Here is a 23,827-nt window from a genome sequence, read left to right on the forward strand (position 1 = left end):
TTAAAAGCATTTTATTTATCTAAGTGTCTGATTTACAAATATATACATTGTTTTCGCAATAAAAAATGCAGGTTGGTTTTACATTAAAGGTTAATCCAACCTGCGTTTATTATTCTAGGAAATATGCGATTGTAAAGGAATTCGATTTAATCTTTTTCCCGTTAAATTAAACACAGCATTTGCAACGGCCGCCCCAATTGGGCCAATGGGAGGTTCGCCAACGCCCCGAGGACTTTCGCCATTTGACAATAAAACTACGTCAATCTCGGGGGCATCACGCAAATAGGCCATTGGATAATAGCCAAAAGCATTGGGAGTTGCTAAGCCATCTTTTACCGTTACTTCTTCAAAAAGTGTGGCACTTAAACCCATGATAATGGCGCCTTCCACCTGTGCTTTTACGCCATCTGGATTAATAATTATCCCGGGGTCTATGGCGCAAGTTACTTTTTTGACTTTGATTTGCCCATTCTTTATTTCCACTTCTGCTACTTGTGCGACGGGCGTATTTACGTCAATTGAACAAGCTAAACCCATTGCACGGCCTTCTGGGAGAGATTTCCCCCAACCCGCTTTTTCACAAGCAGCTTTCAACACATTTTTAATTGAACGTCCTCTTTCGTCATCGGGAAGGTGCTTTAATCTGAAAGCCAAAGGGTCTTGCTTCGAATGGTGAGCGAGTTCGTCCATGAAAGATTCAATGGCAAAGGTATTCGCCAAAAGTCCAAGTCCACGCCACCAACTGGTTTGAAAAGGTAATTCTTTGTGATACGCCGTGGTGCTGTAATTTTTTATATTTTTATATTGAATCATACCGCCTCTCCAAGCGCCAAAATCCGCACCAACCAATGATTCTGCAATGGATGAACTGAGGGGTTTGAAAATATTGGCTAAAATAGCAGAATTGAAAGCAACATCGGCACTGGCGGTATGATGTTCGAGGGCTTCAATCGTTCCGTTGGCATCTAATTTGGCCTTCAAAATATTGTGCGTTGGTGGGCGGAGAACGCCATTTTGAAACTCTTCGGTACGTTCAAAAAATACGTGTACGGGCTTTCCAACGGATTTCGACATTAAAGCGGCCTCAATGGCATGGGATGTTTGAAGTCTTCTGCCAAATCCGCCACCCAAATATTGCGACTGAATATCCACGTTTTCTGCATCAATTTTCAAGGCTTTTGCTACATCATCACGGGTGATTTTGGCTACTTGCGTACTCATTTTTACGACCACTTTGCCATCCTGATAAAAAGCGACAGATCCGTTGGGTTCAATGTGCGCATGAGCGCCCAATGGACTATAATATTCTTTTGTAAAAGTGTCTTCATTCTTCAAAATAGCAGTATTTCCTTCTTTTTGAATAATAACATCTTTGCCAACACTCACTTTCACCAATGCTTCAACGTCTGCCTGTTGCACTAATTTATCGGGCATTATCCAGTTAATTTTGAGTGCTTTTTTGGCATCTTCTGCTTGTACTCTTGATTTTGCTACTACGCCCGCAAAACTATCTTCAATAATTACTTTTACGACGCCGGGCATATTTGTAGCATTTCCCGCTTCGGCACTTTTGAAAACTGCTCCAAAAACGGGTGGACGAGCTACAGAACCAAAAAGCATATCTGGGAAAGTAGAATCAATGCCGTACAAGGTTTCTCCTTTTACTTTTGGTACTAAATCAATGCGGGGAATGGGTTTTCCGATGAGGGTGAAATCTTTTTTTGATTTCAAGACAAGATTCTCGATTTTTAAATGCCAATCCGTTGATTTTGTGGCTATTTCTGCAAAAGATAATTTTGCATTTGCCCCTATCACTTCACCATTTTTAACGGTTAATGTATTGGCTGGAACGCCCATGAGTTTAGCTGCATTTACTTTTATCATTTCTCGCATGGTGGAGGCCAGTTCTCTAAGCGGTTGATAGAGCGTTGAAACGGTGAGACTCCCGCCCGTTGATAAAGCATCAATTGGACCGTGATTGGTGGTAGCGTGAACAACTTTGATGTTATTAAAGTCCATTTCCAATTCTTCGGCGGCAATTTGCGCTAAAGCCGTAAAAATTCCTTGACCCATTTCTACTTTTGGAGAGTGCAAAATTACGCTACCATCTTGCTGTAATTCAAACCAAATATAGGCTTCGTACTCATTTTTATATCCAACACCGCCTTCATCCACTTTTTGGGCAATGGTTCTTCTGAGCGGTCCGCAAGCCACGACGCCAACGCCCAATAATACGCCCAATCCAACCCCAGTTTTGAGGATAAACCCTCGACGATTAATAGATTTCTTTTCCATATTTTGAAGATGTTAGGGAGATTATAGTTGAGAAGATTTTATTTCCGCTGCCCGATGAATGGCTTTTCGCATACGATAATACGTTCCACAGCGACAAATATTGGTAATATTATCATCAATTTCTTCATCGGTCGGATTTGGAATTTTATCTAAAAGATTTGCAACCGACATCATAAAACCTGGCTGACAATACCCACATTGAGGTACAATTTCCTCAATCCAAGCTTGTTGAACGGGATGCAATTTTTCGCCCGAAGACAGTCCTTCGATGGTTGTAATGTGTTTGCTTTGAGCATATTGCGCAGCAAATGAACACGAACGGATGGCATCTCCATCAATGTGAACCGTGCAAGCGCCACAAGCCGCTTGTCCGCAGCCGAACTTTGTGCCTTTCATGTTCAGCACATCACGTACCACCCACAACAAAGGCATGTTTTCTGGCACATCCACCGTTTTGGGAATGCCATTTATGGTAAAATCTATTCTCATTTTTTGAGGAGTTTAATATTTTGAAAATTATAGAGAACGTAGGCTGGGTTCAAAACCCAGCCTACGTTAATCTTAACTAAATAACTCACTTAACCGCCGCCCCATTGTCCGCCCAATCTTTCACGGCCTTGGCAAATTGTGCTTGATTAAGCGGAGGTAATGAGCGCCCTTTTCCAGGATTCCAAGCCCAAAGAACCAACGTATCTTTAGTCATATGGTGGACTAATTCCTCCAGATTTTTTCCGCCATTTGTCTTCATATTCAAAATAGATTCTCCAATTTCTTCATCGGATAAACCCTGCCAAGCCATGCCAATAGGAGCTAAATGCCATTTGGGCGCTCCGGGAACGTTGGAATAAGGATTATTTGTTTTTTGATGGCAAGTATTACAGCGCATCGCTGCCAGTCCTTCGTTATCTTTTCCTCTTTGCACATTGAAAAGATGGACGTGCCTATCATTCCCTTGCCTCGGATGGTCGTCGGATGGATGACAGTTCATGCAACGTGGGTGTTTTATAACCGTGAGCATTTGCTTAAATGAGTCCAACGATTTCTCTTTTTTTAGGGCTGTTTCGTCCTGTATTTGAAATGAACTGATACTTAAAATAATGATGCTAAAGGCTGCCATAAAGGCAATTGAGTGAATCTTTTTCATAAGTTTTGATTTAGCGAATATATTTTCTCTGTTAAATTTAATCTGATTGTTGATATTTAAAAAGTTAAATCTTGCCCTTATTTTATTAAAACTCTTTTGATTTCATACTGTTTCATTAAATATCATCATTAACATTAAAAATATGCCAGACAAATTTCTTACCGCTGAATGGAACAATCTCATTATGGCGAATTACGTGATTGACCCCAAAATTTTACTGCCATATTTACCGCCCAAAACTGAGTTAGATTATTTCAACGGGGTTTGTTACGTCAGTTTAATCGGTTTTATGTTTGAAAAAACGAAAATTTTAGGTCTATCTTTTCCTTTTCACGTCAATTTTGAAGAAGTGAACCTTCGTTTCTATGTGCGAGTAAAAGATGGAAATACGTGGAAAAGAGGCGCCGTTTTCATTAAAGAAATTGTTCCAAAATTAGCTATTACTTTGATTGCCAATACTTTATATCGTGAAAAATATATTACGTTAGCGATGAATCACTTTCACAAAGAAACGGAAAACGAAATCAATTTGGGTTATCATTGGAAATTTAAAGGCATTTGGAATAAATTAGAAGCAACTACCGAGAAAATTTCTACCCCAATGATTGAAGGAAGCAAGGAACAATTTATCGCCGAGCATTATTGGGGCTATTCAAAATACAGCGAAACTACCACTTTTGAGTACGGCGTGCAGCATCCGTCATGGCAAATTCATAAGGTCAAAAATTATAAAATTGAATGTGATTTTGAAAAATTGTACGGTAAAACTTTCTCATTTTTAAATGAAAATGCTCCTGATAGTGTGTTTATGGCAAAAGGCTCAGCTATAAGTATTTTGCACAAAAAGAATTTATAACAGATTGATCAAAAACTAATTCTTTTCGCCACTTTATCAACTCTTTGCCTTGCTGTTTGTATTTTTGTTAGAGAATGAATTTTAATGTTCAATTCTCAATGTTTAATCGGGCGGCGTTCCGTATTCAATTTTCAACTAAAAAGGAGCAATGAGACTTCTTCTAAAATCCCCTAATGGCAAGACCTTCCAATAACCCTAACGATAAAACAAAAGAAAAAAAATCCCACGAAACGCCCCTTTCAAAGCAATACAATCAAATTAAATTGAAATATCCAGGGGCTTTGTTGTTGTTTCGGGTTGGTGATTTTTATGAGACTTTTGGGGAAGATGCCGTGCGTGCCTCTAAAATTCTGAATATTACGCTTACCCGTCGAAATAATGGAAATGCCGATGACCATTTGGCGGGTTTTCCGCATCATTCTTTGGATAATTATCTCCCCCGTTTAGTGCGTGCAGGCGAGCGAGTGGCCATTTGCGACCAGTTAGAAGACCCCGCAACGGCAAAAGGAATCGTGAAAAGAGGCGTAACAGAATTGGTGACACCAGGGGTTTCCTACAACGATAATGTGTTGGATATGAAGCAAAATAATTATTTGGCTTCCATCAGTTTTTCATCGTTTTCAAAGGAAATTTTGGGGGTTGCTTTTTTGGATATTTCAACGGGCGAATTTCTTTGCTCGCAGGGAAATGTGGCATATATTGAGAAATTACTACAAAGTTTTTCGCCTTCGGAAGTCTTATTTTGCAAGAAAAATCGGCAGGAATATACCCAAATATTTGGGGATAAATATTTAACATTTGGTTTGGATGATTGGGCTTTTAAGCATGATTTTGCTTACCCATTATTGACTAATCACTTCAAAACCAATAATTTAAAAGGTTTCGGTATTGAATCACTCACCGAAGGAATTATTGCGGCGGGCGTGATCATGCACTATTTGTCCGAAACTGAACACAAGCAAGTGGGGCATATTTCTCGCATCAATCGTTTGGAAGAAGAGAAATATGTGTGGTTGGATAAATTTACGATTCGCAACTTGGAATTAGTGTCGGCACAGCAGGAGGGCGGAATTCCGTTAATTCAAATTCTCGACCACACCATGACACCGATGGGCGCAAGGTTGTTGAGAAAATGGTTGGTTTTACCACTCAAAGAAAAAGCGCAAATTCAAGAGCGATTAAACACAGTTTCTTATTTTAAAGAAAACGAAGAATTGCGTGAAAGTTTAGAATCTCATTTGAAACAAATTGGTGATTTAGAGCGACTTATCTCGAAAGTAGCCGTTCGTAGAATTAATCCAAGAGAATTATTAGCCCTCAAAAAAGCACTTCTTCACATCGAACCTAGCCGTTGGCAATTGATCAATGGTAAGCCTTTAGAAATTGTGGGTGGTTTTCATTCTGAAAAAGATGCTCGTGAATTGGCCGTTGGAGGAGGAATTTTTGATGATGATACCGAAAGAAATGAAATCAGTAGCGATGACTTTTTGAATGAAGTTCTCAATCCTGACTATAAGCAATCGGCAGTTGACAGTCAGCAATCAACAGTTGAGGAAAGTAAAAATGAACTCAAAACTGAAGACTCAAAGCTCAAAGCTCATGGCTCAGAACTATTAAAAAAATACGCTGACCAACTAAATCCTTGTCAATTTTTATTGGATAAAATTCAGAAAGAACTTCGGGATGATTTACCCATTTTGAGCAATCAAGGAGGAATGATTCGGCAGGGAGTGGATGAAGATTTAGACCATCTTTTGGGCATTGCCTTCACAGGAAAGGACTTTTTGATGCAAATTCAAAATCGTGAAATTGAACGGACGGGTATTACTTCTTTAAAGATTTCGTTCAATCGAGTTTTTGGATATTATTTAGAAGTTACTAATTCTCATAAAGATAAAGTTCCCGAAGACTGGATTCGTAAACAGACGCTTGTAAATGCCGAAAGATACATCACGCCCGAATTAAAGGAATATGAAGAAACCATCTTAGGTGCGGAGGATAAAATCAACGTTATCGAACAAAGAATTTTCAATGAATTAGTAAATGTAGCCAACGAGTATATTCACCAAATTCAACAAAATGCCAAGATTATTGCGGTGCTTGACGTATTAACAAATTTTGCGAAAGTGGCGGTTAAAAATAATTATTCAAAGCCGCAAGTAACTGATAGTAAGGTGCTTAGTGTGATTAATGGACGACATCCTGTTATTGAACAACAGTTGCCTTTGGGAGAAAAATATGTGCCAAACGATTTATATTTGGATGATTCAACCCAGCAAATTATCATCATCACGGGCCCAAATATGGCGGGAAAATCTGCCCTTCTGCGACAAACCGCTTTAATTGTTTTGATGGCTCAAATTGGTAGTTTCGTTCCCGCAACCGAAGCAAATATTGGGATTGTCGATAAAGTATTTACTCGGGTTGGGGCAAGTGATAATTTATCGAAAGGAGAATCAACATTTATGGTCGAAATGACCGAAACGGCCAGTATCCTAAACAACCTTTCGGACAGAAGTCTCGTCTTAATGGATGAGATTGGTCGTGGAACGAGTACCTACGATGGCGTTTCGATTGCTTGGGCGATTGCGGAGTTTTTGCATAATCACTCAAATTGCCGCCCAAAAACGCTTTTTGCCACCCATTATCACGAATTGAATGAATTGGCGAATGACTTTTCAAGAATCAAAAACTTCAACGTTTCGGTAAAAGAAATCAACGGGAAAGTGATTTTTATGCGCAAGCTACAAGAAGGTGGTTCAGAGCATAGTTTTGGAATTCATGTGGCTCAATTGGCTGGAATCCCACAAAATGTAGTGTTTCGGGCGAGTGAAATATTGGTAGAATTAGAGAAAAATCGTTCCAAAGAACAGCACCGCCAAACCATCAAAGAAATGCCAAAACAGAATTTTCAAATGGCAATTTTTGAAGCAGAAAAGAATCCTAAAACGGAAAAAATTGAAGCACTTTTGAAAAACATGGATATTAATACGATGTCACCGATTGAAGCGTTATTAAAACTTAATGAAGTGAAACGAGTCTTTGAAGGTTAATTTTGAAAATAAAATGTAAGATTATTCGTATCAATGCAATCAAAAAATAAAATATTAGGAAAAATTCCGTAAAATAGATATGGTTTTTCCTAAATCTATCCCTTTCAAAAAAACGTATATACACAAGCAGTATTTTATAACCCCCAAAAATAACCCATAAATTTAAGCTGTAAAACCTATCATACTAAATGAAAAATTTTAGCACATTACTACTTTTTCTACTTGTCTGTACTTCTTTAAAAGCACAGAAATTCTTTGCTACGACCTTTGATAAACTTCCCCAAAGTTATCAATTATATCCCCGAAATGACCAAAGTGAGGCTTTTGTTCCTATTTCTGGAAAAATAGAAGAAGCTGGATGGGAATATTTTTCAGTCCAAATTCTTAGAAACAAACAAATTATTGGCTATCAAAAAGCCAGTCTTGCTTACGTAAATACAGTGGGTAAATTTGCTTTTTTACCCGTTAGAATCAAAGCGGAAAAAGCAGAATACGATTTCAAGATTTATGCGGTTAAGGGAAAGGATTCTATCAATGTGGTAAATCGTGAAAATATCGTTTCGGGTGATGTCTATATCATGTCTGGGCAATCAAATGCCACCGTTTTTTTTAACGATTCTCGAAAAAATGAATTCTGCCGAACATTCGGAAAAATATCAGGAACTTGGGGAATAGATACCGCTAATCTAGCGGATACGCTCTGGGCTTTATCGAATCAAGATGCTTATAACCAGGGAGTTGGCACGATGGGTTTTGAATTTCAGCAAACTATTTTAGAAAAATATGGGATTCCAACGTGCTTAATTAATGGAGGATTTAATTGGTCGTCGATGAAACAACACGCTACTCGAACCGCTAATAATCCAACTGATTTGACCAATGGCTACGGCAGAATGTTGTATAGAATTCAGAAAGCTGGGGTGTCACAATCGGTCAAAGCCATGATTTATCGACAAGGTGAAACGGAGGCTTACGGAGAAGGAACTGATTGGGGAGGCAATTTTGATGTGTATTATAAGAATTTAAAAACAGATTTGCCTTCCATAAAACAAATCTATCTTTTTCAAATTGACATCATTGATTTTGCCCGTCCAGATGCGCCACAAGTACGTGATATTCAACGAAAAGAAGCGGATAAATACCCTGATATTCAAGTAGTTGCATCCGTTGGAACGCCAGGGTTTGATGGTTTGCATTATTCCACCGAAGGTTATATTCAGAATGCCCAAGAGTTTGCCAGATTGGTGGGTCGAGATTTTTATAATTCAACCGATACCGATAATATTAATGCCCCAAATATCCGAAGAGCATTTTTCTCGAACAAAGAAAAAACAGAAATCACCTTACTTTTTGATAATGGACAAGAGTTGATTTGGACAGACCAAGTTCGGAACTTGTTGATGAAAAATCAGTATTATTTAAACGGCATTAATGGCGTAGTTTCTGCTGGTTTGGCGGTCGCTAATCAGGTAGTGTTGAAACTAAACTCACCCACTACCGCCAATTTAGTTTCGTATTTACCGCCATTGATTGATTCAAAAAGTCCAGATTTCCCTTATACTGGCCCCTATATCAAGAACAAACGTGGCTTGCGAGCTTTATCATTTTTTGAAGTTATAATTGAACCTTTTGTGCCAATTCCTGCGGTAACTTTTTCAAAAATTCCTCAAAGTTTTCAATTATTTCCACGTAATGCAAAAAATGAAGCCGTAATTGATATTAAGGGGAAAATAGAAACGACTGACTATAATACTTTATCATTGTTGGTTTTTCGTAATAATTCGATGGTGAAATATTTCAAAAGTGCTTTAAATTTTACAGGAACTATCGCAAATTTTTCTTTTTCACATACTATAAAAGCTGAATTAGCAAATTATAATTTTAGATTATACGCCATCAAAGGCGCTGATTCTGTGTTAGTTACTTCCCGTGAAAATGTAGTTTCGGGTGATGCTTATCTTATTAATGGACAATCAAATGCGGCCGCATGGGGTGTATCAACAACCTTCCCAAATTCTGATTATCGAAATGATTTTTGTCGAACTTTTGGGCAAGCAAAAACGGCAAATCCATTCATTACCGAATCAGATACTACTTGGGCATTGTCAAATAATGGAAAGCCTTACGTGGGCGTTTGGGGCATTGAATTGCAGAAACAAATTGTAGAAAAATACGGAATTCCAGTTTGTTTTATGAACGAAGCCATTAGTGGTTCTGCCATTACGGAACATACCATTCGTGATGCCGCCAATCCAAGCAATGTAACAAATGTGTATGGAAGACTTTTATACAGAGCTAAAAAATCGGGGCATTTCGATAATTTGAAAGGGTTTTTCTATTGGCAAGGTGAAGCGGAGGCCATTGATAAACCCGCTGTCTGGAAACCTGAATTTGAAAAATTGTATAATTTTTGGAAAACAGATTATCCTTCGGTCGGGAAATTCTATATTTTTCAGATAAATATTACGGGTTTTCCGTTTTCGGAAGCAGCAGATTTACGTGACTATCAACGCCAAATCAAGAAGACTTTTCCCAAAACTGAAATCATTGCGACCATCGGAAATGCTGGGTACGACGGAGGGCATTATTCAGTGAATGGTTATAAAAAAATGGCAACCGATGTATTCAAATTGGTTTCTCGTGATTTTTATGGTTCAACGGATACTTTGCAAATCAACTCGCCAAATGTGCAAAAAGTCTATTATTCCAAGGTGGCGAAAGATGAAATAACGGTGCTTTTTGAAGATTCACAAAAAATGGTTTGGCTGGCAGATTCCACCTACAATCAAGATAATGGCACGCTTCGGAAGTATTTTATGAAAGATTTTATTTACCTCAATAATGCCACGGATAAGGTTGTTTCTGGAAGAGCCGAAAACAATAAAATTATTTTGAAAACTTCGGGATATACTGGAACCCAAACACTTACATATTTGCCTGCTTATTATCCTTTAAATTATCCCATTGATTTGAGAGGGGTTTTTGGCGGACCTTTTCTGAAAAATCAGCGGGGAATGAGTGCATTTTCATTCAACAAGCAAGCCATTGCTGAACCTTTAAATTCTCCCACGTTGTTGGCTAAAATTCAAACGGCTACTTCTGTACAATTATCGTGGAAGGAGGTTGTCAATGCGGCTTATGTTTTAGAGATAAAAGATTTGCAAACTGAAAATTTTAAACTGGTAAAAAATATTCCAAAAGCAACGCTGTCATTTTTAGTGGATAATTTAGCAGGAAATACATTATATACTTTCAGAATAAGAGCCATTTTAGACAACGTAGAATCAGAAAATTCAAGTGTACAGATTCAAATGCCTAAAGCCTTAGATTTGCCAAATCTGACCGCTAATGCTACTGGAATTGAGTCCATAAAATTAGCTTGGAAAGCAGTTCCAGAGGCTATTAGTTATCTCATTGAAAGGAAAAACCTAACGACAAATTCCTTTGAACAAATTGCCAAAGTAGAAGTAAATGTAATGGATTATCAAGATAAGTATCTGAAAAACAGTACTTTATATGCTTATCGAATTAAAGCAATTGGAACGTTTACCGAATCTGGTTATGCAAATGCTGAAGTTACAACGCTCGTTCCTTTGCAAAGTCCAGAACTTGCTTTGACTGTTTTATACTATAATTCGCTAAGATTAAATTGGAAATCCGTACCCAATGTAAATTCGTTTATTTTAGAAAGAAAATCGCCCACGCAAGATTATAAAATCATCGCCACGTTCGAGCCAACGGTTGTGTCGTTCACGGATAAAGATTTATTGCCCAATACACTTTATAGTTATCGAATTAAAGCGGTAGGAAATATAACAGAATCGTTGCTTAATGAAGCATCCATTGCCACGCCCAATGTTCTGATGACGCCAGAATTGTCCATTACTTCGGTTACACACGAGGCTTTAAAATTTTCGTGGAAACCTATCCAAAATGCTACGCTGTATGTGTTGGAAAAGAAAAATGCCGAAACCGAAGATTATAAAGAATTGATAAAATTAGACGTTTCAAAAACGGAATATGCTGAAGTTTCTCTAAAAGATAAAACAACTTACTTCTACCGTTTGAAGGCTTATGGCGATAAAACAGAATCGGATTTTGCCACCATAAAAGGAACGACGGCAACTATTTTAGCGAATGAACAAGAGATTTTTGGCCAATTTGAATTATTCCCAAACCCTTCACACAGCTTCATTACGGTAAAATTTTCTAAGCCAATGAAAGGACAAATAAAGATTGTGGATTTGCATGGTGTAGAATTTTTCCAGAAAGAAATCACGAAAACAAATGAAGTAACTATTCAATTAAATGATTATCAATCAGGAAATTATGTATTAAGTTTTAAAAATGAGGAGGGTATTCTTAGCAAAAAATTGGTGATTGATTAATCTTTAAATCAAGATAAAATAACGATGGTATCGCCCAAAGCGATGCCGTCTTTATTTCAAAAATTGTATTCAGTAATTTACTTCCATCAAAAATAAACCCTCTGCTGGTACCGACCTTCCTGCTTTTTTGCGGTCTTTTGAAAGGATTATTTCCTCAAATGCAGTTAAAGAAATTTTACCCAACCCCACTTCCAAAAGCGTTCCAACAATTGTTCTCACCATCCCACGGAGAAAACGATTCGCTTTGATGGAGAAAACTAATAAATCTTCTTGTTTTTCCTCCCATTGAGCCTCTAATATTGTGCAGTTAAAAGTCAAAACATTCGTGTGAATTTTACTAAAACATTGATAATTAATATGTTTGAAGAGAATTTTGGACGCTTCATTCATAAGTTCAATGTTAATATTTCCGTTAAATTCATAAGTTAAGCCTCTTCGAAACGGATTCTTTTTGCGGGAAATTCGGTATTCGTATTTTCGAGAAATGGCCTCAAATCTTGAATGATAATTATCCGCAACGTTGAATATTTTTTGAATCGAAATATCAAATGGCAGCAATTTATTCATTCGATAAACTAAATTGTCACAATCCGAAATTTCGTTTGCCATATCAAAATGCGCCATTTGCTGAACAGCGTGAACTCCCGTATCGGTGCGACTACTGCCCGTAATTTCTATTTTATGTTTTAAAAGTGTACTTAAAGCCTCTTCTATTTCCGCTTGAACAGTTAAAGAATTGTCTTGGATTTGCCAACCACTATAATTTGTACCTCTATATGCACACTCAATAAAGTATCTCATTTACGTTAAATAAATTATGAACCAGTTTTACCAATAAAAAATGGTCATCTATAATAAAATTGAATTATTTATGAAGATAATTGCTATTTTTGCGTTACGATAATTTTCCGAAAGGATTAATTATCAAATAATAGCAAGAAGCAATACAGCAAAAAAGCCAGATAGTTTTCTGGCTTTTTTCTTTTTGCAACCACATACGGAGTATAAGTTCTATAGAATAAGAGTTAGATGAAACATTGACATTACTAAAATTTTCTATGTTCCCTATCTTTTCTGTGTGGTTGCAGCCATTATCGCATATTATGATAAACATTTTGTACGTCATCGTCTTCTTCCAATCGTTCAAGTAGTTTTTCTACATCAGCCATTTGTGCTTCCGTAACTTCTTTTGTATCATTTGGAATACGTTCAAAATCAGCACCTTGCAATTCAAATCCTTTCTCTTCTAATACTTTTTGGAGTGAACCGTAAGCTGTGAATTCTCCATAAATATTGATTTGATTGTTTTCTAAATCCAAGAAAACTTCATCCGCACCAAAATCAATTAATTCAAATTCTAACTCTTCCGTATCAATTTCTGGAGTTTTGGCAATTTTGAAAACACATTTACGGTCAAAGATAAAATCTAACATTCCAGTTGTTCCGATAGTACCTCCACATTTGGTAAAATGATTTCTAATATTGGCAATACTACGGTTGGTATTATCGGTTGTACATTCCACTAAAATAGCAATTCCGTGGGCAGCATATCCTTCGTAAATAATTTCCTTGTAGTCTTCTTGCTCTTTAGACGATGCCTTTTTGATTGCTCTTTCCACGTTTTCTTTAGGCATATTCACTGCTTTTGCATTCTGAATAATGGCTCTTAAACGTGAATTTGAGTGCGGGTCTGGACCGCCTGATTTTACTGCAATAACAATATCTTTACCTATTTTGGTAAAGGTTTTTGCCATCTGTCCCCATCTTTTAAATTTTCTGGCTTTTCTAAATTCAAATGCTCTTCCCATTGGTCAGTGATTAGTTGTAGGTTATTAGTGATTGGCAATAATTACGTAATTAGCCAATAATCAACAACTTGAAATATTTTAGATTGAAATTATTTATTTTAGTAAATGTTATTTTTTATAGTTGTGTAAAGTTAGAAATTAATCCTTTTTTTAGCAAAAAGTAAAACAAAAAGCCCACAGAAAGTGGGCTTTTGTTTTAATATGTTTAAAAATCTGTTTATCAAATTCTACCAACCATCATCAGATTTTGGTTTAACATTTGCCGTTGATTTTTTAGGCGCTGCTTTTGCTGGTGCATTTGCCACAACTGAATTAGAAGGACTTGCGCCCATACCTTTTACATGAGCATCCAAATCTGCACGACTAAACACACGACTAACGATTTTCCATTCATTTCCGAATTTTAACATACTCAATAAATCAATGTATTTAAAATCGCCAAATAATAATTCAACCGTTGCTAAGGCAGACACGCCTACATACGAATACGAAATCATTTTTGTCGAACCACCTTTCGTTGAAATACCGCCTGCGGGCATTGAAGCCACAAATTTTGCCACTGGAATGTCCTGAATTGCTCCCGCAGCACTTACTGTTCTAAGAATGGCCGTTGGGTGAAAAGCTTGATTCAATTTGGCTGCATCGCCTTTTGATACACCGTCGAGGTAATTATTTACACACAATTTAACGGCATCATCTTCCGACTGTGCTTTGACAGCCACGATACTTACCGAAATTAAAAACAAAAAGAGGATAATATTTGAAATCTTCATGATTGGATTGCGTTTAGGAATTACCCCTAAAATTAGTATTAATTTGTGATTAAACGAATTAATTAGGGCTTTTATTGTTTATTCTCCTTCCAATTCGTCAGGCAAACCTTCACCACTCATAAAATACCAAGCCTTGTCTGGATAAAGAATTGACTGAGCAACTTTTATACGTCCTAAAGCATGATTGGCCACGTTTTGCAGAATAATAATGGATGAATTATCACGGTTGTTGTGCATATAATAATTCTTAAATCCATGCCACCAACCTGTATGAAAAGTTAACCACGAGCCATCATCCATTAATTGTAAACGCCATCCAAAACCATAGTTTTTATTCGACGCAAATTTGAAAGTATGAGCAGGTTTGAAGGCTTCATTTAAGGTTTTTATTTTTACTAATTTCTCGGAATTTAAGGCCATATCCCACTTAAAAAGATCTTCAACGGTTGAATAAACCCCTTTGTCGCCCGTTGCTCCGTCTAAATGGTCGAACGGAACTGCCCAAAATCCATGTCTTCGAGGCGTATATCCAATGGCAGCAGTGGCCGTTTGGTCGATTTTATAAGGGTCATATATAAAACTTCGAGACATACCTGCGGGCGCAAAAAGGAACTTTTGGGCATAGTCTCTAAAATTCATTCCTGATAATTTTTCAACTATGTAGGCTAATAAAACATAATTAGAATTATTGTAGCTGAATCTTGAATTTGGCAGGTAATTTATTCCGGGTCTGTATTGAGCAAAAAGATTCACGACTTGGTCATTAGTCATGGGTACTTTTTTATTCACAATTTTATCCAAACAATATACATAATTTGGAATACCCGAACGGTGGGTCAATAAACTTCTAATGGTAATGGAAGTATCGTAAGGGAAACTTGGAATATATTTAAAAACAGGCGTATCGTAGTCAATTAAGCCTTTTTCGTGCAATTGCATAATGGCAACAGCCGTAAATTGCTTAGAAACAGACGCTAATTGAAATTGTGTTTGCGTGGTATTGGTATCTTTTTTGGCAAAACTTGAATATCCAAAGGCTTTTTTATAGATAATTTTTCCATTCTGCGATACCAAAACGGCACCGTTGAAACCACCGAATTTGTGCAATTTCTTAAAAAAAGTATCCAATTTTATGGCCTTTCTACCCGCAACTTTAGCATCAAAAAGCTGAGCGATACTATCGTTGTGAATTGCTACACTACTGGTAGGTTCTTCAGAAAGTTGCCCAGGTTGATGGGAGCATGAAAGTATGCCAAAACCAAATAAAAAACTTGTAATTAGTACGTATTTTGTAATCTTCAAAAATATCACGTTTAAGTTGGATTTATAATGCTACGATGTTTTGTGTTATAATCGTATAACGTAAAATTACGGCTTGAATTTGATTAATGCCAATCCTTTTTTAATTTCGATAAATACAAACTTCAAACAATGTCAAATCGTTTTAAAATTAAAAGTGCCAACCTTGGAACTTCACCAGGAACGCTCACCTACGTGGGTGAGGAAGTCAAATTTGATACAAAAATTTATTGGACTGAATATAATTTGGAAAATTATAAGACGCATATTTTTCCGAAATTATTAGACTTTCAACTCAAATTAGATTCTGATAAAACCTATTGGCTTAATATTGATGGTATTCATGAACCAAAAGTTATTGAAACAGTTGGAAAAATTTTTGGTTTGCATCCGCTCGTGATGGAAGATATTTTGAATTCACAGCAAAAACCCAAGTTTGAATATTACGATGATGACCAGCTGTTTATCACCTTCAAAATGATTGAGTACAATCCGTATACTCGAGAAATAGAAGTGGAACATTTGAGTTTTATTTTGGGAAAAAACTTTCTAATATCTTTTCAAGAAGAACGCTCAAAAGAAATTTTTGAACCCATATCGGCAAGATTAAAAACATCTGCAGGCAAAACCCGTAAAAATGGCGCCGATTATTTATTGTACGCCTTAATGGATTTAGTAATCGATAATTATTTTTTGATTTTAGAGCAAATTTCTGAAAATATAGAGCGCCTTGAAGATTCAATTATCAATACAACAAAACAAAAGTCGATGACCGAAATGTATTCTTTGAAACGAGAGTTGATGTTGATGAGAAAAGTTGTTTTTCCGCTTCGAGAAATGCTCTCAAATCTTATTCGTGAGGAGGCACCACTTATTACGCCCAATACCGTTTTATACCTCCGTGATGTGCATGACCACGTTTCCCAAGTGATTGAAAGCATAGATTCTTACCGTGAATTAGTGGCATCTTTGATGGATTTGTACCTTTCACAAGCGGGTAATCGCATGAATAATGTTATGAAAGTGCTGACCGTTATTTCCGTTATTTTTATGCCTCTGACATTTATAGCGGGAATTTACGGAATGAATTTCGATAATATTCCCGAATTGCATTGGCACAACGGATATTACTTCGTTTGGGGATTTATGATTATTTTAGTGTTAGGAATGTTGGTCTATTTCAAGAGAAAAGATTGGCTATAAATGTCAAATTTATCGTAAAGACCTAAAAAGAGGTATTTGAACTAAAAATATTTTTTTGGCATAAAGCACCTCTTTTTTAACCTTGTTTTCCAGAATTATTATTGAATTATGTATTATCGTATTCACTTTAAAACCTACTTCCTTGTTTTTTATTTATTGCAATTAAAATGATGTTAAAATTAAACTTTTACTTAAAATAATCCCATAAAATATTTCCCCGAATATTGAAAATACTTTTTTTTATTATCCAAGTTTAGAAATCAAGCATCAAATCTGTAAAAATTGTAAAAAACCAGAAAATAGCTTTCAAATTTTAATTTTAAGCCTAAGAAACACTGAATTTTATAAAAAACTACCCTATTTCCCCACGCTCCTCAAAATGCTCCTTGAAGTATAACTACTTGATTATTAGTAACTTTTATGCAATTTTTGCATTGTAGAAGTGTAATTCTTCAAATTTTTAAAGGCAAATTTGAATCAAAATCTTAAGAACTTTCAATATCATGGTACATATCTTAAACTCAATATTTTTAATATCAGGTAAACATGGGCCTTTCACAGGCGTGCCACCAACGGTAATGGCAGGGTTTGCTTTGGTATCAACGGCACTCATATTTTTGGGAATTTTTCTTAGCCAAAAACGTAAAGCATGGCTTCAACATTCAAGACTAACGCAAGGTGAAATTGTGGAAGTGGGCAAGCGTTATGATAGAAGTGATAGACGTGGGCAACATCCAATTTTCTTTCCAGTTGTTAGTTTCTGTGTAAATGAAAGACAATTTAAAATAGAAGCGGATAAAGGAATGTCGATATTAAGCCAAGTTGGACAAAAAATGCAGGTTCGTTACAATCCTGAAAACCCTTATGAATCGGCTTTAGGAGAAAGTAGTATTCCAGGAATTAAACCTTCAGTATTTTTTGCTTTAGGAACAGGATTGTTAGTTGCCAGTATTTTATTAATGTTTTAAAAGAAACAAAACCATAAAACAAAAAATGTGCGTAGATTTATCTACGCTCATTTTTTTTGCAAGGTTTTGCAAGGTTTATAGTATTTCTACCCCTTTGTGCCTAAAATTCTTTAATTGTTCATCCGCTGGATTTAAACTGGTAATTAAATAGTCTAAATCAGCAAAATTGCATACTTTGTAATTCTCTTCACGGTTAATTTTTTCCTCCAAAACACAAGTAATTGTTTTCCTTGAAACACTCATCATTTTCTGTTTCAAGATAGACTCTTCGTAATGGCGAATGGCTAATCCTGATTCAACGCTGATACTGTTAGTACCCATAAAATAGAAGTCTGCTTGAATATGTTCTAAATCCTGAATGGTCTTGCTACCAATCGTAATTTGATACCTTTTGTAAAAGGAGCCACCCAATAAAATAACCTCAATTTTTGGGTGTTCGGATAAAGCCGTAGCCAGATGAGGATTATTCGTGACGATGGTAACTTCCAGATTCTTAGGGAGTTGTTCGGCAATATAAAAATTGGTCGTTCCTCCATCCATTAAAATTATTTTATTATTCTCAATTAATTTTAAGGCTTTTTTTGCAATCGTTACAAATTCAGTATTTACGATTCCTAATCCTTTACTTGTCTTCATTGAAAGGTATGAATGAGCGATTGCCCCGCCGTGGACTTTCTTCAAAAGCCCCCGATCCTCTAATTCAATAATATCCCTTCGAACGCTATCATAAGAGACATTTAGAATTTGCCCTAAATCTACGAGTGTAACTTTTTTGTCCGTTCCTAATTTTTCTAATATAGCTTGTTGCCTTTCTTCTTTTAACATGTTGAAAATTTTAAATATAGTACAATTATATATCTGAATATTTACAAATTATTTTGCATAAATTTGTACTATTATAATTAACCATTTTTATAGCTTTTAATTTGTTACGAGTATAACTGTTTTTCATTACAAAAACGAAAAGTTCAATGAATGAAAATTGTGTTTTGAAAGGTTGAATAGAAAGGGTACAAACTTTGAGGTTTGTACCCTTTTTTGTTTTATAATAATTTAAGTAAAATTACTTGGAAATCCCTTTCATCTTTACCTTTGTGTCATTAAAAAATTAAATAAATTATGGGATACAGAATAGAAAAAGACACAATGGGTAAGGTGGAAGTCCCTGCCAATGTTTATTGGGGCGCTCAAACACAACGGTCAATCATGAATTTTCCGATTGCTCAGGATATTAATAAGATGCCAAAAGAAATTATTCGTGCATTTGCTTACTTGAAAAAGGCAGCGGCGAATACCAATTTTGAAGCGGGCATTTTACCTGAAGATAAAAAAAATCTTATCGGGCAGGTTTGTGATGAAATTTTGGCAGGAAAGTTAGACGACCAATTTCCTTTGGTGGTCTGGCAAACTGGCTCGGGTACGCAGTCAAACATGAATTGCAATGAGGTAGTTGCTTACCGAGCTCACGTAATTAATGGCGGTGATTTGATGGACGACGTGAAATATATTCATCCAAATGATGATGTGAATAAATCACAATCTTCCAATGATACTTTTCCAACGGCCATGCACATTGCGGCTTATAAAATTTTGATGGAAGTTACCATTCCTGGTATCACAAAATTGAGAAATACGTTGGATGCCAAAGCGAAGGAATTTAAAAATGTGGTAAAAATTGGTCGTACCCATTTCATGGATGCTACCCCTTTGACGCTCGGTCAGGAGTTTTCGGGTTACGTTTCACAACTTGACCACGGACTTCGTGCCATCAATAACACCCTTGCTCATTTAGCTGAATTAGCCTTGGGTGGTACGGCAGTTGGTACAGGAATCAATACGCCAAAAGGCTATTCTGAGAACGTTGCCAGACATATTGCTGAATTAACGGGCTTACCATTTATTACCGCAGAAAATAAGTTTGAGGCATTAGCAGCTCACGATGCCATTGTGGAAACCCACGGTGCTTTGAAAACGGTGGCAGTTAGCATGATGAAAATTGGCAATGATATCAGAATGTTATCGTCAGGACCACGTTCTGGAATTGGTGAAATTCATATTCCTGATAATGAGCCAGGTTCTTCAATTATGCCAGGGAAAGTTAACCCTACGCAATGCGAAGCGATGACCATGGTATCGGCACAAGTGATGGGAAATGATGTTACGATTGGTATTGGAGGCTCGATGGGTCATTTTGAGTTAAATGTTTTCAAACCCGTCATGATTTTTAATTTCCTACATTCTGCTCGTTTAATTGGCGATGTTTGCGTGGCATTCAATGATAAATGTGCGGAGGGAATTCAACCATTACACGAGAATATCAAAAAGCACGTCAATAACTCTTTGATGTTAGTAACCGCTTTGAATACTAAAATTGGCTATTACAAATCTGCGGAAATTGCCCAAACGGCTCATAAAAATGGCTCTACGTTGAAAGAAACAGCCATTGCATTGGGATATGTAACGGCAGAAGAGTTTGATGCTTGGGTGAAACCAGAAGAAATGGTTGGTGAGATTTAATACAAATTAATGATTAAAAGTGGTAGGATGGATTTTCTGTTCTACCGCTTTTTGTGTTTAGGGATAGGATGTGATAGTTTATTAAATATATGTAATCATGAAAAATGGGAATAGAAAGTTAATTCCTACGCCCATTTTTATAATACTATGCTTTACTCTTCCATACTTTGTTCATGTTCCAGATGAATTACTTCTAAATGCCGTCCTTTAATAATTTTGCGAAATTTAGTATTCGTCATGCGGTGTTCACGTTCAAACCCTGCGTGATAAAACGCTCTTGCAAATAAGGATAAAACCAAGGGAACGGTATCCCAAGAATATTGAATGACGAAGAAAAGTCCCATCGCAAGCATTATACCAGTTAACATAAAATAGTAGCCATACCAAAAATCACGAGCCTCTTTGCGTTCAGAAAGCCAAAAGATGATGGGTAAATGGAATGGGAATGCCCATAGTAAATTTCGGTTATAATTAGTTACGCCATGATCGGTTCCAAACCATAAAAAGAGTAAAACCCAGCCCAAGACACCCACCAATCCAAAGAGTATTTTATCAATCAAATATCCTTTCTGGCGTTTTTTCCAATGTCTAAAAGTAATGTAACTGGTAATTATTAAAAGTAACCAAAACCAAAAACGGGGCGTTAAAAAAAAAGAAGGCTCGTCATCAATAACCTCGGTTTGGTATAAATTATTGGTGCTTTTTACAAAATAATACACATGATGATTGGCCATTCTACGGGCAGAACCCATACTTCTCATTAAATTTTCTGGAATATAACAAGCACCAAACTGCAAAATTCTTTCATCGGCGGGCGCTCCCAATCCTGCATTCATGCCCACTGCCGCCCAATAATGATGTTTTCTAAGTAAACATTTATTCATCCATTGGCGGTAAGTACTGTCATTCATTTCAGGAATATTTTGCAAATGCACACTGTCTGCACAACCAGTCATCAAAGCATCCCGAATGCGAGTTGAACAATTATCGGTATAAAATTTATACATATAATTTCTGGTATCGGGGTTGTTATAAGTTTTTTCTAAATTATCATAAATTAGCTGTTTCTGATACATCGCCAAACTCATGACTTGTTCCGTCATTTTTCGGTTCTGTTTTTGATAATATTGCTCGTATAAATTCAAGGGATAATAGCCCATTTTATAAGGCAATTGTCCACGAACAAATTTCCAGTAAAAATTTTCAGTATCGTAATCGTATTCTCCAAAGTTATACGCTTTGTCCACACCACTGGTAGGATCGTAAATCCATAGGAGTGTGTGGCCAAACGAATCGTTTAATTCATTGCCTGGCGCTACCGTGATTAGACTGACTTTTGTACTTTCAGAGAGTTTTTGAGAAAATAGGGAAGTATTTGCCATTAGCAAAAAAAGAAGTGTTCGAGTAAAGTTGAGGTGCTTCATACGTCGATTTTGGCTTTGTATTTTTTAATTCTAAAATAAGACTTTTACTCCTTTCCTGCAACAATTATTACAATTTCACCTTTGATTGTATTCGGATTTTGTTGGTAATGCGTCAAAATTTCCAGCACGGTTCCTCTTCTATTTTCTTCGAAAATCTTTGTCAATTCACGAGAAACGCATACTTGACGTTCTTGACCTAAATATTCGCCTAATTGTTCCAACGTTTTTAGGAGGCGATGAGGTGATTCATAAAAAATCATGGTTCGTTCTTCTTCAACCAGATTTTTCAATCGGGTTTGTCTGCCTTTTTTATGAGGCAAAAAGCCCTCAAAAGTAAAACGGTCGGCTGGTAATCCAGAATTTACCAAAGCAGGCACAAAAGCAGTTGCTCCAGGTAAACACTCAACCGCTATACCTTGTTTCAAACATTCTCTCACCAATAAAAAACCTGGGTCAGAAATAGCTGGTGTTCCGGCATCAGAGACTAAGGCCAAAGTCTTTCCTTCTTTCAATAATTTAATAATTCCCATCGTTCCGTGGTGTTCATTGTGGGCGTGGTGAGCGTATAAAGGTTTTTGAATGCCTAAATGTTTCATCAAAACGCCAGAATTACGGGTATCTTCCGCCAAAATAGCATCAACTGATTGCAAAACTTTTATGGCACGTAAGGTAATATCATCAAGGTTACCAATGGGTGTTGGTACTAAATATAGCTTCATCTTTCGTATTAATTGGTAATTAGGACTTAGATCCTAACTACCTAATGTCAAATTTTCTTATAAAAGTTCATCAATGGCTTTTGATAATTTCAAATCTTTGTCCGTCACAATGTCTCCTGCATCGTGCGTATTAAGTTCAATTGTTACCTTATTATAAACATTAGACCACCATGGATGGTGATTTTGTTTCTCGGCTAATAGGGCTACCCGACTCATGAAAGCAAAGGCTTCTGAAAAATCTTTGAATTCAAATGTTCTTTTTAGTTTGTTGTTTTCTTCTTTCCACATAGTTTAAAAGGTTTTATTTTTACTTAAAATTACACGTAATTAAGGTCATTTACAAGGTTTTGTCGGATTTATCGGAAGGTATTAAAACAAAAAAAAGAATCACCAATTTGATGATTCTTTTTTTTTATGTAGAGAGCGAGGGATTCTGTATCACCCTCTACATAACCTTCTGATAATGAGATACTTAACCATTTTTTCTTATCTCTGACAATTCTGACAAATTTTTTTTTGCTCATTTCTATCAATTTTTAGTGTTAAAATATGTTTTTTTATATCCGTTTCCTTCTAATTAATTGCTTGAGTATTTTTGATTAAAACTGCCTTCAAATCATTTAAACGCAGTTTTTTTAATATTTTAGACTTTTGAAAAAAAGCCTAAAATCCTCATTTTAGCTTTTGATAATGCCAGATATTATCGGCAGTTGAAAGTACATTATATCGTATGATTGAAAATTCACTTTTTTTCAATAAAATTCACAAAAACTAATAATTTCTGACTTTATAAAATCGGTATATCATATGGTATTTGATGTTTTTTGATTGTAAATCGTTGAATTCTAAATTTTTACAAAACAATATTCTACAAGTAAAATTTATTGACTTGTAAGATTTAACACTACTAATTATTATTTCATTAACTTGTTACCTGTGACAAATATTTGTTGTGTATTACAATTAATTGTTACAGGTAACAAGTTAATGAAAATTTAATTTTTCTCATAATATCTCATTAGTATTCACATCAAAATCTGCCGATTGTAATTCTTTGATAAGTTCGTATTTACAACCTCCATCTAAATCAAGTGGTTCGAGCGAACTACATAACGTGATGGCTCATAGATATTTATGTCTTTGTGAAAGAGAAAGTAACAAAATGGTAACAAAAAGGCTCAAAACCGTGTGGTAGTTGAGCCGTTTATATTTTACGTTGGAGATTAGTTCTCTTAGAGGTTGTCTAAAGTTTCACGAAAAATGAGAATCGGTCAGTAAATTTGAGTTGTCAAACCATAAATTTACTTTCTGATGTATCCATCAGATTTAACCGATTCTCAGTGGTAAAATATCAAAGAAAACTTTGATGTCAAAATTTTA

The 23,827-nt window shown here is 36.1% G+C and carries 17 protein-coding genes; 6 read left to right on the forward strand and 11 right to left on the reverse strand.

Annotated elements, in window-relative coordinates; all coding sequences use genetic code 11:
• Positions 1-114: 114 nt before the first annotated feature.
• From AC1W31_RS16205 to AC1W31_RS16215, 3 genes are all read right to left on the reverse strand, one after another.
• Entirely contained in the window at positions 115-2,295 is a 2,181-nt protein-coding gene (locus AC1W31_RS16205; protein ID WP_481735529.1) for a xanthine dehydrogenase family protein molybdopterin-binding subunit, read from the reverse strand.
• Between the two features lie 21 nt (positions 2,296-2,316).
• Complete coding sequence (locus AC1W31_RS16210; protein ID WP_481735530.1) at positions 2,317-2,784, reverse strand: (2Fe-2S)-binding protein; 468 nt, start codon at positions 2,782-2,784, stop codon at positions 2,317-2,319.
• 85 nt (positions 2,785-2,869) lie between these two features.
• Positions 2,870-3,439: a hypothetical protein gene (locus AC1W31_RS16215; protein WP_481735531.1), complete on the reverse strand. Its 570-nt coding sequence runs from the start codon at positions 3,437-3,439 to the stop codon at positions 2,870-2,872.
• A gap of 142 nt (positions 3,440-3,581) precedes the next feature.
• Here AC1W31_RS16215 and AC1W31_RS16220 point away from each other — a divergent pair, with 142 nt between their 5' ends.
• From AC1W31_RS16220 to AC1W31_RS16230, 3 genes are all read left to right on the forward strand, one after another.
• A complete protein-coding gene (locus AC1W31_RS16220; protein WP_481735532.1) occupies positions 3,582-4,295 on the forward strand; it encodes a YqjF family protein in 714 nt (237 codons plus the stop codon).
• Between the two features lie 173 nt (positions 4,296-4,468).
• A complete protein-coding gene (mutS, locus tag AC1W31_RS16225; protein WP_481735533.1) occupies positions 4,469-7,348 on the forward strand; it encodes a DNA mismatch repair protein MutS in 2,880 nt (959 codons plus the stop codon).
• A 188-nt stretch (positions 7,349-7,536) separates the two neighbouring features.
• Entirely contained in the window at positions 7,537-11,736 is a 4,200-nt protein-coding gene (locus AC1W31_RS16230; RefSeq protein WP_481735534.1) for a sialate O-acetylesterase, read from the forward strand.
• A gap of 69 nt (positions 11,737-11,805) precedes the next feature.
• Here AC1W31_RS16230 and truA read toward each other — a convergent pair whose 3' ends face one another.
• The 4 genes from truA to AC1W31_RS16250 all read right to left on the reverse strand — a co-directional run bounded on the left by truA (position 11,806) and on the right by AC1W31_RS16250 (position 15,619).
• The gene (truA, locus tag AC1W31_RS16235) at positions 11,806-12,537 is read right to left on the reverse strand and encodes a tRNA pseudouridine(38-40) synthase TruA (RefSeq protein WP_481735535.1); all 732 of its coding nucleotides are present in this window, start codon (positions 12,535-12,537) and stop codon (positions 11,806-11,808) included.
• A gap of 290 nt (positions 12,538-12,827) precedes the next feature.
• Positions 12,828-13,544, reverse strand: coding sequence for a YebC/PmpR family DNA-binding transcriptional regulator (locus AC1W31_RS16240; protein WP_481735536.1), 717 nt, complete (start codon positions 13,542-13,544; stop codon positions 12,828-12,830).
• A gap of 227 nt (positions 13,545-13,771) precedes the next feature.
• Complete coding sequence (locus AC1W31_RS16245; RefSeq protein WP_481735537.1) at positions 13,772-14,317, reverse strand: nuclear transport factor 2 family protein; 546 nt, start codon at positions 14,315-14,317, stop codon at positions 13,772-13,774.
• Between the two features lie 78 nt (positions 14,318-14,395).
• A complete protein-coding gene (locus AC1W31_RS16250) occupies positions 14,396-15,619 on the reverse strand; it encodes a serine hydrolase domain-containing protein (RefSeq protein WP_481735538.1) in 1,224 nt (407 codons plus the stop codon).
• A gap of 129 nt (positions 15,620-15,748) precedes the next feature.
• On the opposite strand from AC1W31_RS16250, the gene corA reads away from it, so the two are divergent.
• On the forward strand, positions 15,749-16,819 hold the full coding sequence (gene corA, locus AC1W31_RS16255) for a magnesium/cobalt transporter CorA (protein ID WP_481735539.1): 1,071 nt from the start codon (positions 15,749-15,751) through the stop codon (positions 16,817-16,819).
• 503 nt (positions 16,820-17,322) lie between these two features.
• Positions 17,323-17,787 (forward strand): DUF3592 domain-containing protein, encoded by a 465-nt coding sequence (locus AC1W31_RS16260; RefSeq protein ID WP_481735540.1) that lies wholly within the window; start codon positions 17,323-17,325, stop codon positions 17,785-17,787.
• Positions 17,788-17,862: 75 nt separating this feature from the next.
• On the opposite strand, the gene AC1W31_RS16265 is transcribed toward AC1W31_RS16260, so the two are convergent.
• A complete protein-coding gene (locus AC1W31_RS16265) occupies positions 17,863-18,612 on the reverse strand; it encodes a DeoR/GlpR family DNA-binding transcription regulator (RefSeq protein ID WP_481735541.1) in 750 nt (249 codons plus the stop codon).
• 294 nt (positions 18,613-18,906) lie between these two features.
• On the opposite strand from AC1W31_RS16265, the gene fumC reads away from it, so the two are divergent.
• Positions 18,907-20,304, forward strand: a complete 1,398-nt coding sequence (gene fumC / locus AC1W31_RS16270; protein ID WP_481735542.1) for a class II fumarate hydratase — start codon at positions 18,907-18,909, stop codon at positions 20,302-20,304.
• Positions 20,305-20,456: 152 nt separating this feature from the next.
• Here the strand turns inward: fumC and AC1W31_RS16275 are convergent, their stop codons facing one another.
• Genes AC1W31_RS16275 through AC1W31_RS16285 form a run of 3 tightly spaced genes read right to left on the reverse strand, consistent with a single transcriptional unit; the run spans position 20,457 to position 22,735 of the window.
• A complete protein-coding gene (locus tag AC1W31_RS16275; RefSeq protein ID WP_481735543.1) occupies positions 20,457-21,728 on the reverse strand; it encodes a lipoprotein N-acyltransferase Lnb domain-containing protein in 1,272 nt (423 codons plus the stop codon).
• 44 nt (positions 21,729-21,772) lie between these two features.
• The gene (gene rsmI / locus AC1W31_RS16280; RefSeq protein ID WP_481735544.1) at positions 21,773-22,447 is read right to left on the reverse strand and encodes a 16S rRNA (cytidine(1402)-2'-O)-methyltransferase; all 675 of its coding nucleotides are present in this window, start codon (positions 22,445-22,447) and stop codon (positions 21,773-21,775) included.
• Positions 22,448-22,504: 57 nt separating this feature from the next.
• Positions 22,505-22,735, reverse strand: coding sequence for a 4a-hydroxytetrahydrobiopterin dehydratase (locus AC1W31_RS16285; RefSeq protein WP_481735545.1), 231 nt, complete (start codon positions 22,733-22,735; stop codon positions 22,505-22,507).
• Positions 22,736-23,827: the final 1,092 nt, after the last annotated feature.

This window comes from Arcicella sp. (genome assembly GCF_964672035.1).

Coding starts and splice junctions, on each gene's coding strand:
- AC1W31_RS16205 (WP_481735529.1), bottom strand. CDS start 2,295: ATGGAAAAGAAATCTATTAATCGTCGAGGGTTTATCCTCAAAACTGGG.
- mutS (WP_481735533.1), top strand. CDS start 4,469: ATGGCAAGACCTTCCAATAACCCTAACGATAAAACAAAAGAAAAAAAA.
- AC1W31_RS16220 (WP_481735532.1), top strand. CDS start 3,582: ATGCCAGACAAATTTCTTACCGCTGAATGGAACAATCTCATTATGGCG.
- AC1W31_RS16275 (WP_481735543.1), bottom strand. CDS start 21,728: ATGAAGCACCTCAACTTTACTCGAACACTTCTTTTTTTGCTAATGGCA.
- AC1W31_RS16245 (WP_481735537.1), bottom strand. CDS start 14,317: ATGAAGATTTCAAATATTATCCTCTTTTTGTTTTTAATTTCGGTAAGT.
- AC1W31_RS16210 (WP_481735530.1), bottom strand. CDS start 2,784: ATGAGAATAGATTTTACCATAAATGGCATTCCCAAAACGGTGGATGTG.
- rsmI (WP_481735544.1), bottom strand. CDS start 22,447: ATGAAGCTATATTTAGTACCAACACCCATTGGTAACCTTGATGATATT.
- AC1W31_RS16265 (WP_481735541.1), bottom strand. CDS start 18,612: ATGTTAAAAGAAGAAAGGCAACAAGCTATATTAGAAAAATTAGGAACG.
- AC1W31_RS16260 (WP_481735540.1), top strand. CDS start 17,323: ATGGTACATATCTTAAACTCAATATTTTTAATATCAGGTAAACATGGG.
- AC1W31_RS16240 (WP_481735536.1), bottom strand. CDS start 13,544: ATGGGAAGAGCATTTGAATTTAGAAAAGCCAGAAAATTTAAAAGATGG.
- fumC (WP_481735542.1), top strand. CDS start 18,907: ATGGGATACAGAATAGAAAAAGACACAATGGGTAAGGTGGAAGTCCCT.
- AC1W31_RS16215 (WP_481735531.1), bottom strand. CDS start 3,439: ATGAAAAAGATTCACTCAATTGCCTTTATGGCAGCCTTTAGCATCATT.
- truA (WP_481735535.1), bottom strand. CDS start 12,537: ATGAGATACTTTATTGAGTGTGCATATAGAGGTACAAATTATAGTGGT.
- AC1W31_RS16230 (WP_481735534.1), top strand. CDS start 7,537: ATGAAAAATTTTAGCACATTACTACTTTTTCTACTTGTCTGTACTTCT.
- corA (WP_481735539.1), top strand. CDS start 15,749: ATGTCAAATCGTTTTAAAATTAAAAGTGCCAACCTTGGAACTTCACCA.
- AC1W31_RS16285 (WP_481735545.1), bottom strand. CDS start 22,735: ATGTGGAAAGAAGAAAACAACAAACTAAAAAGAACATTTGAATTCAAA.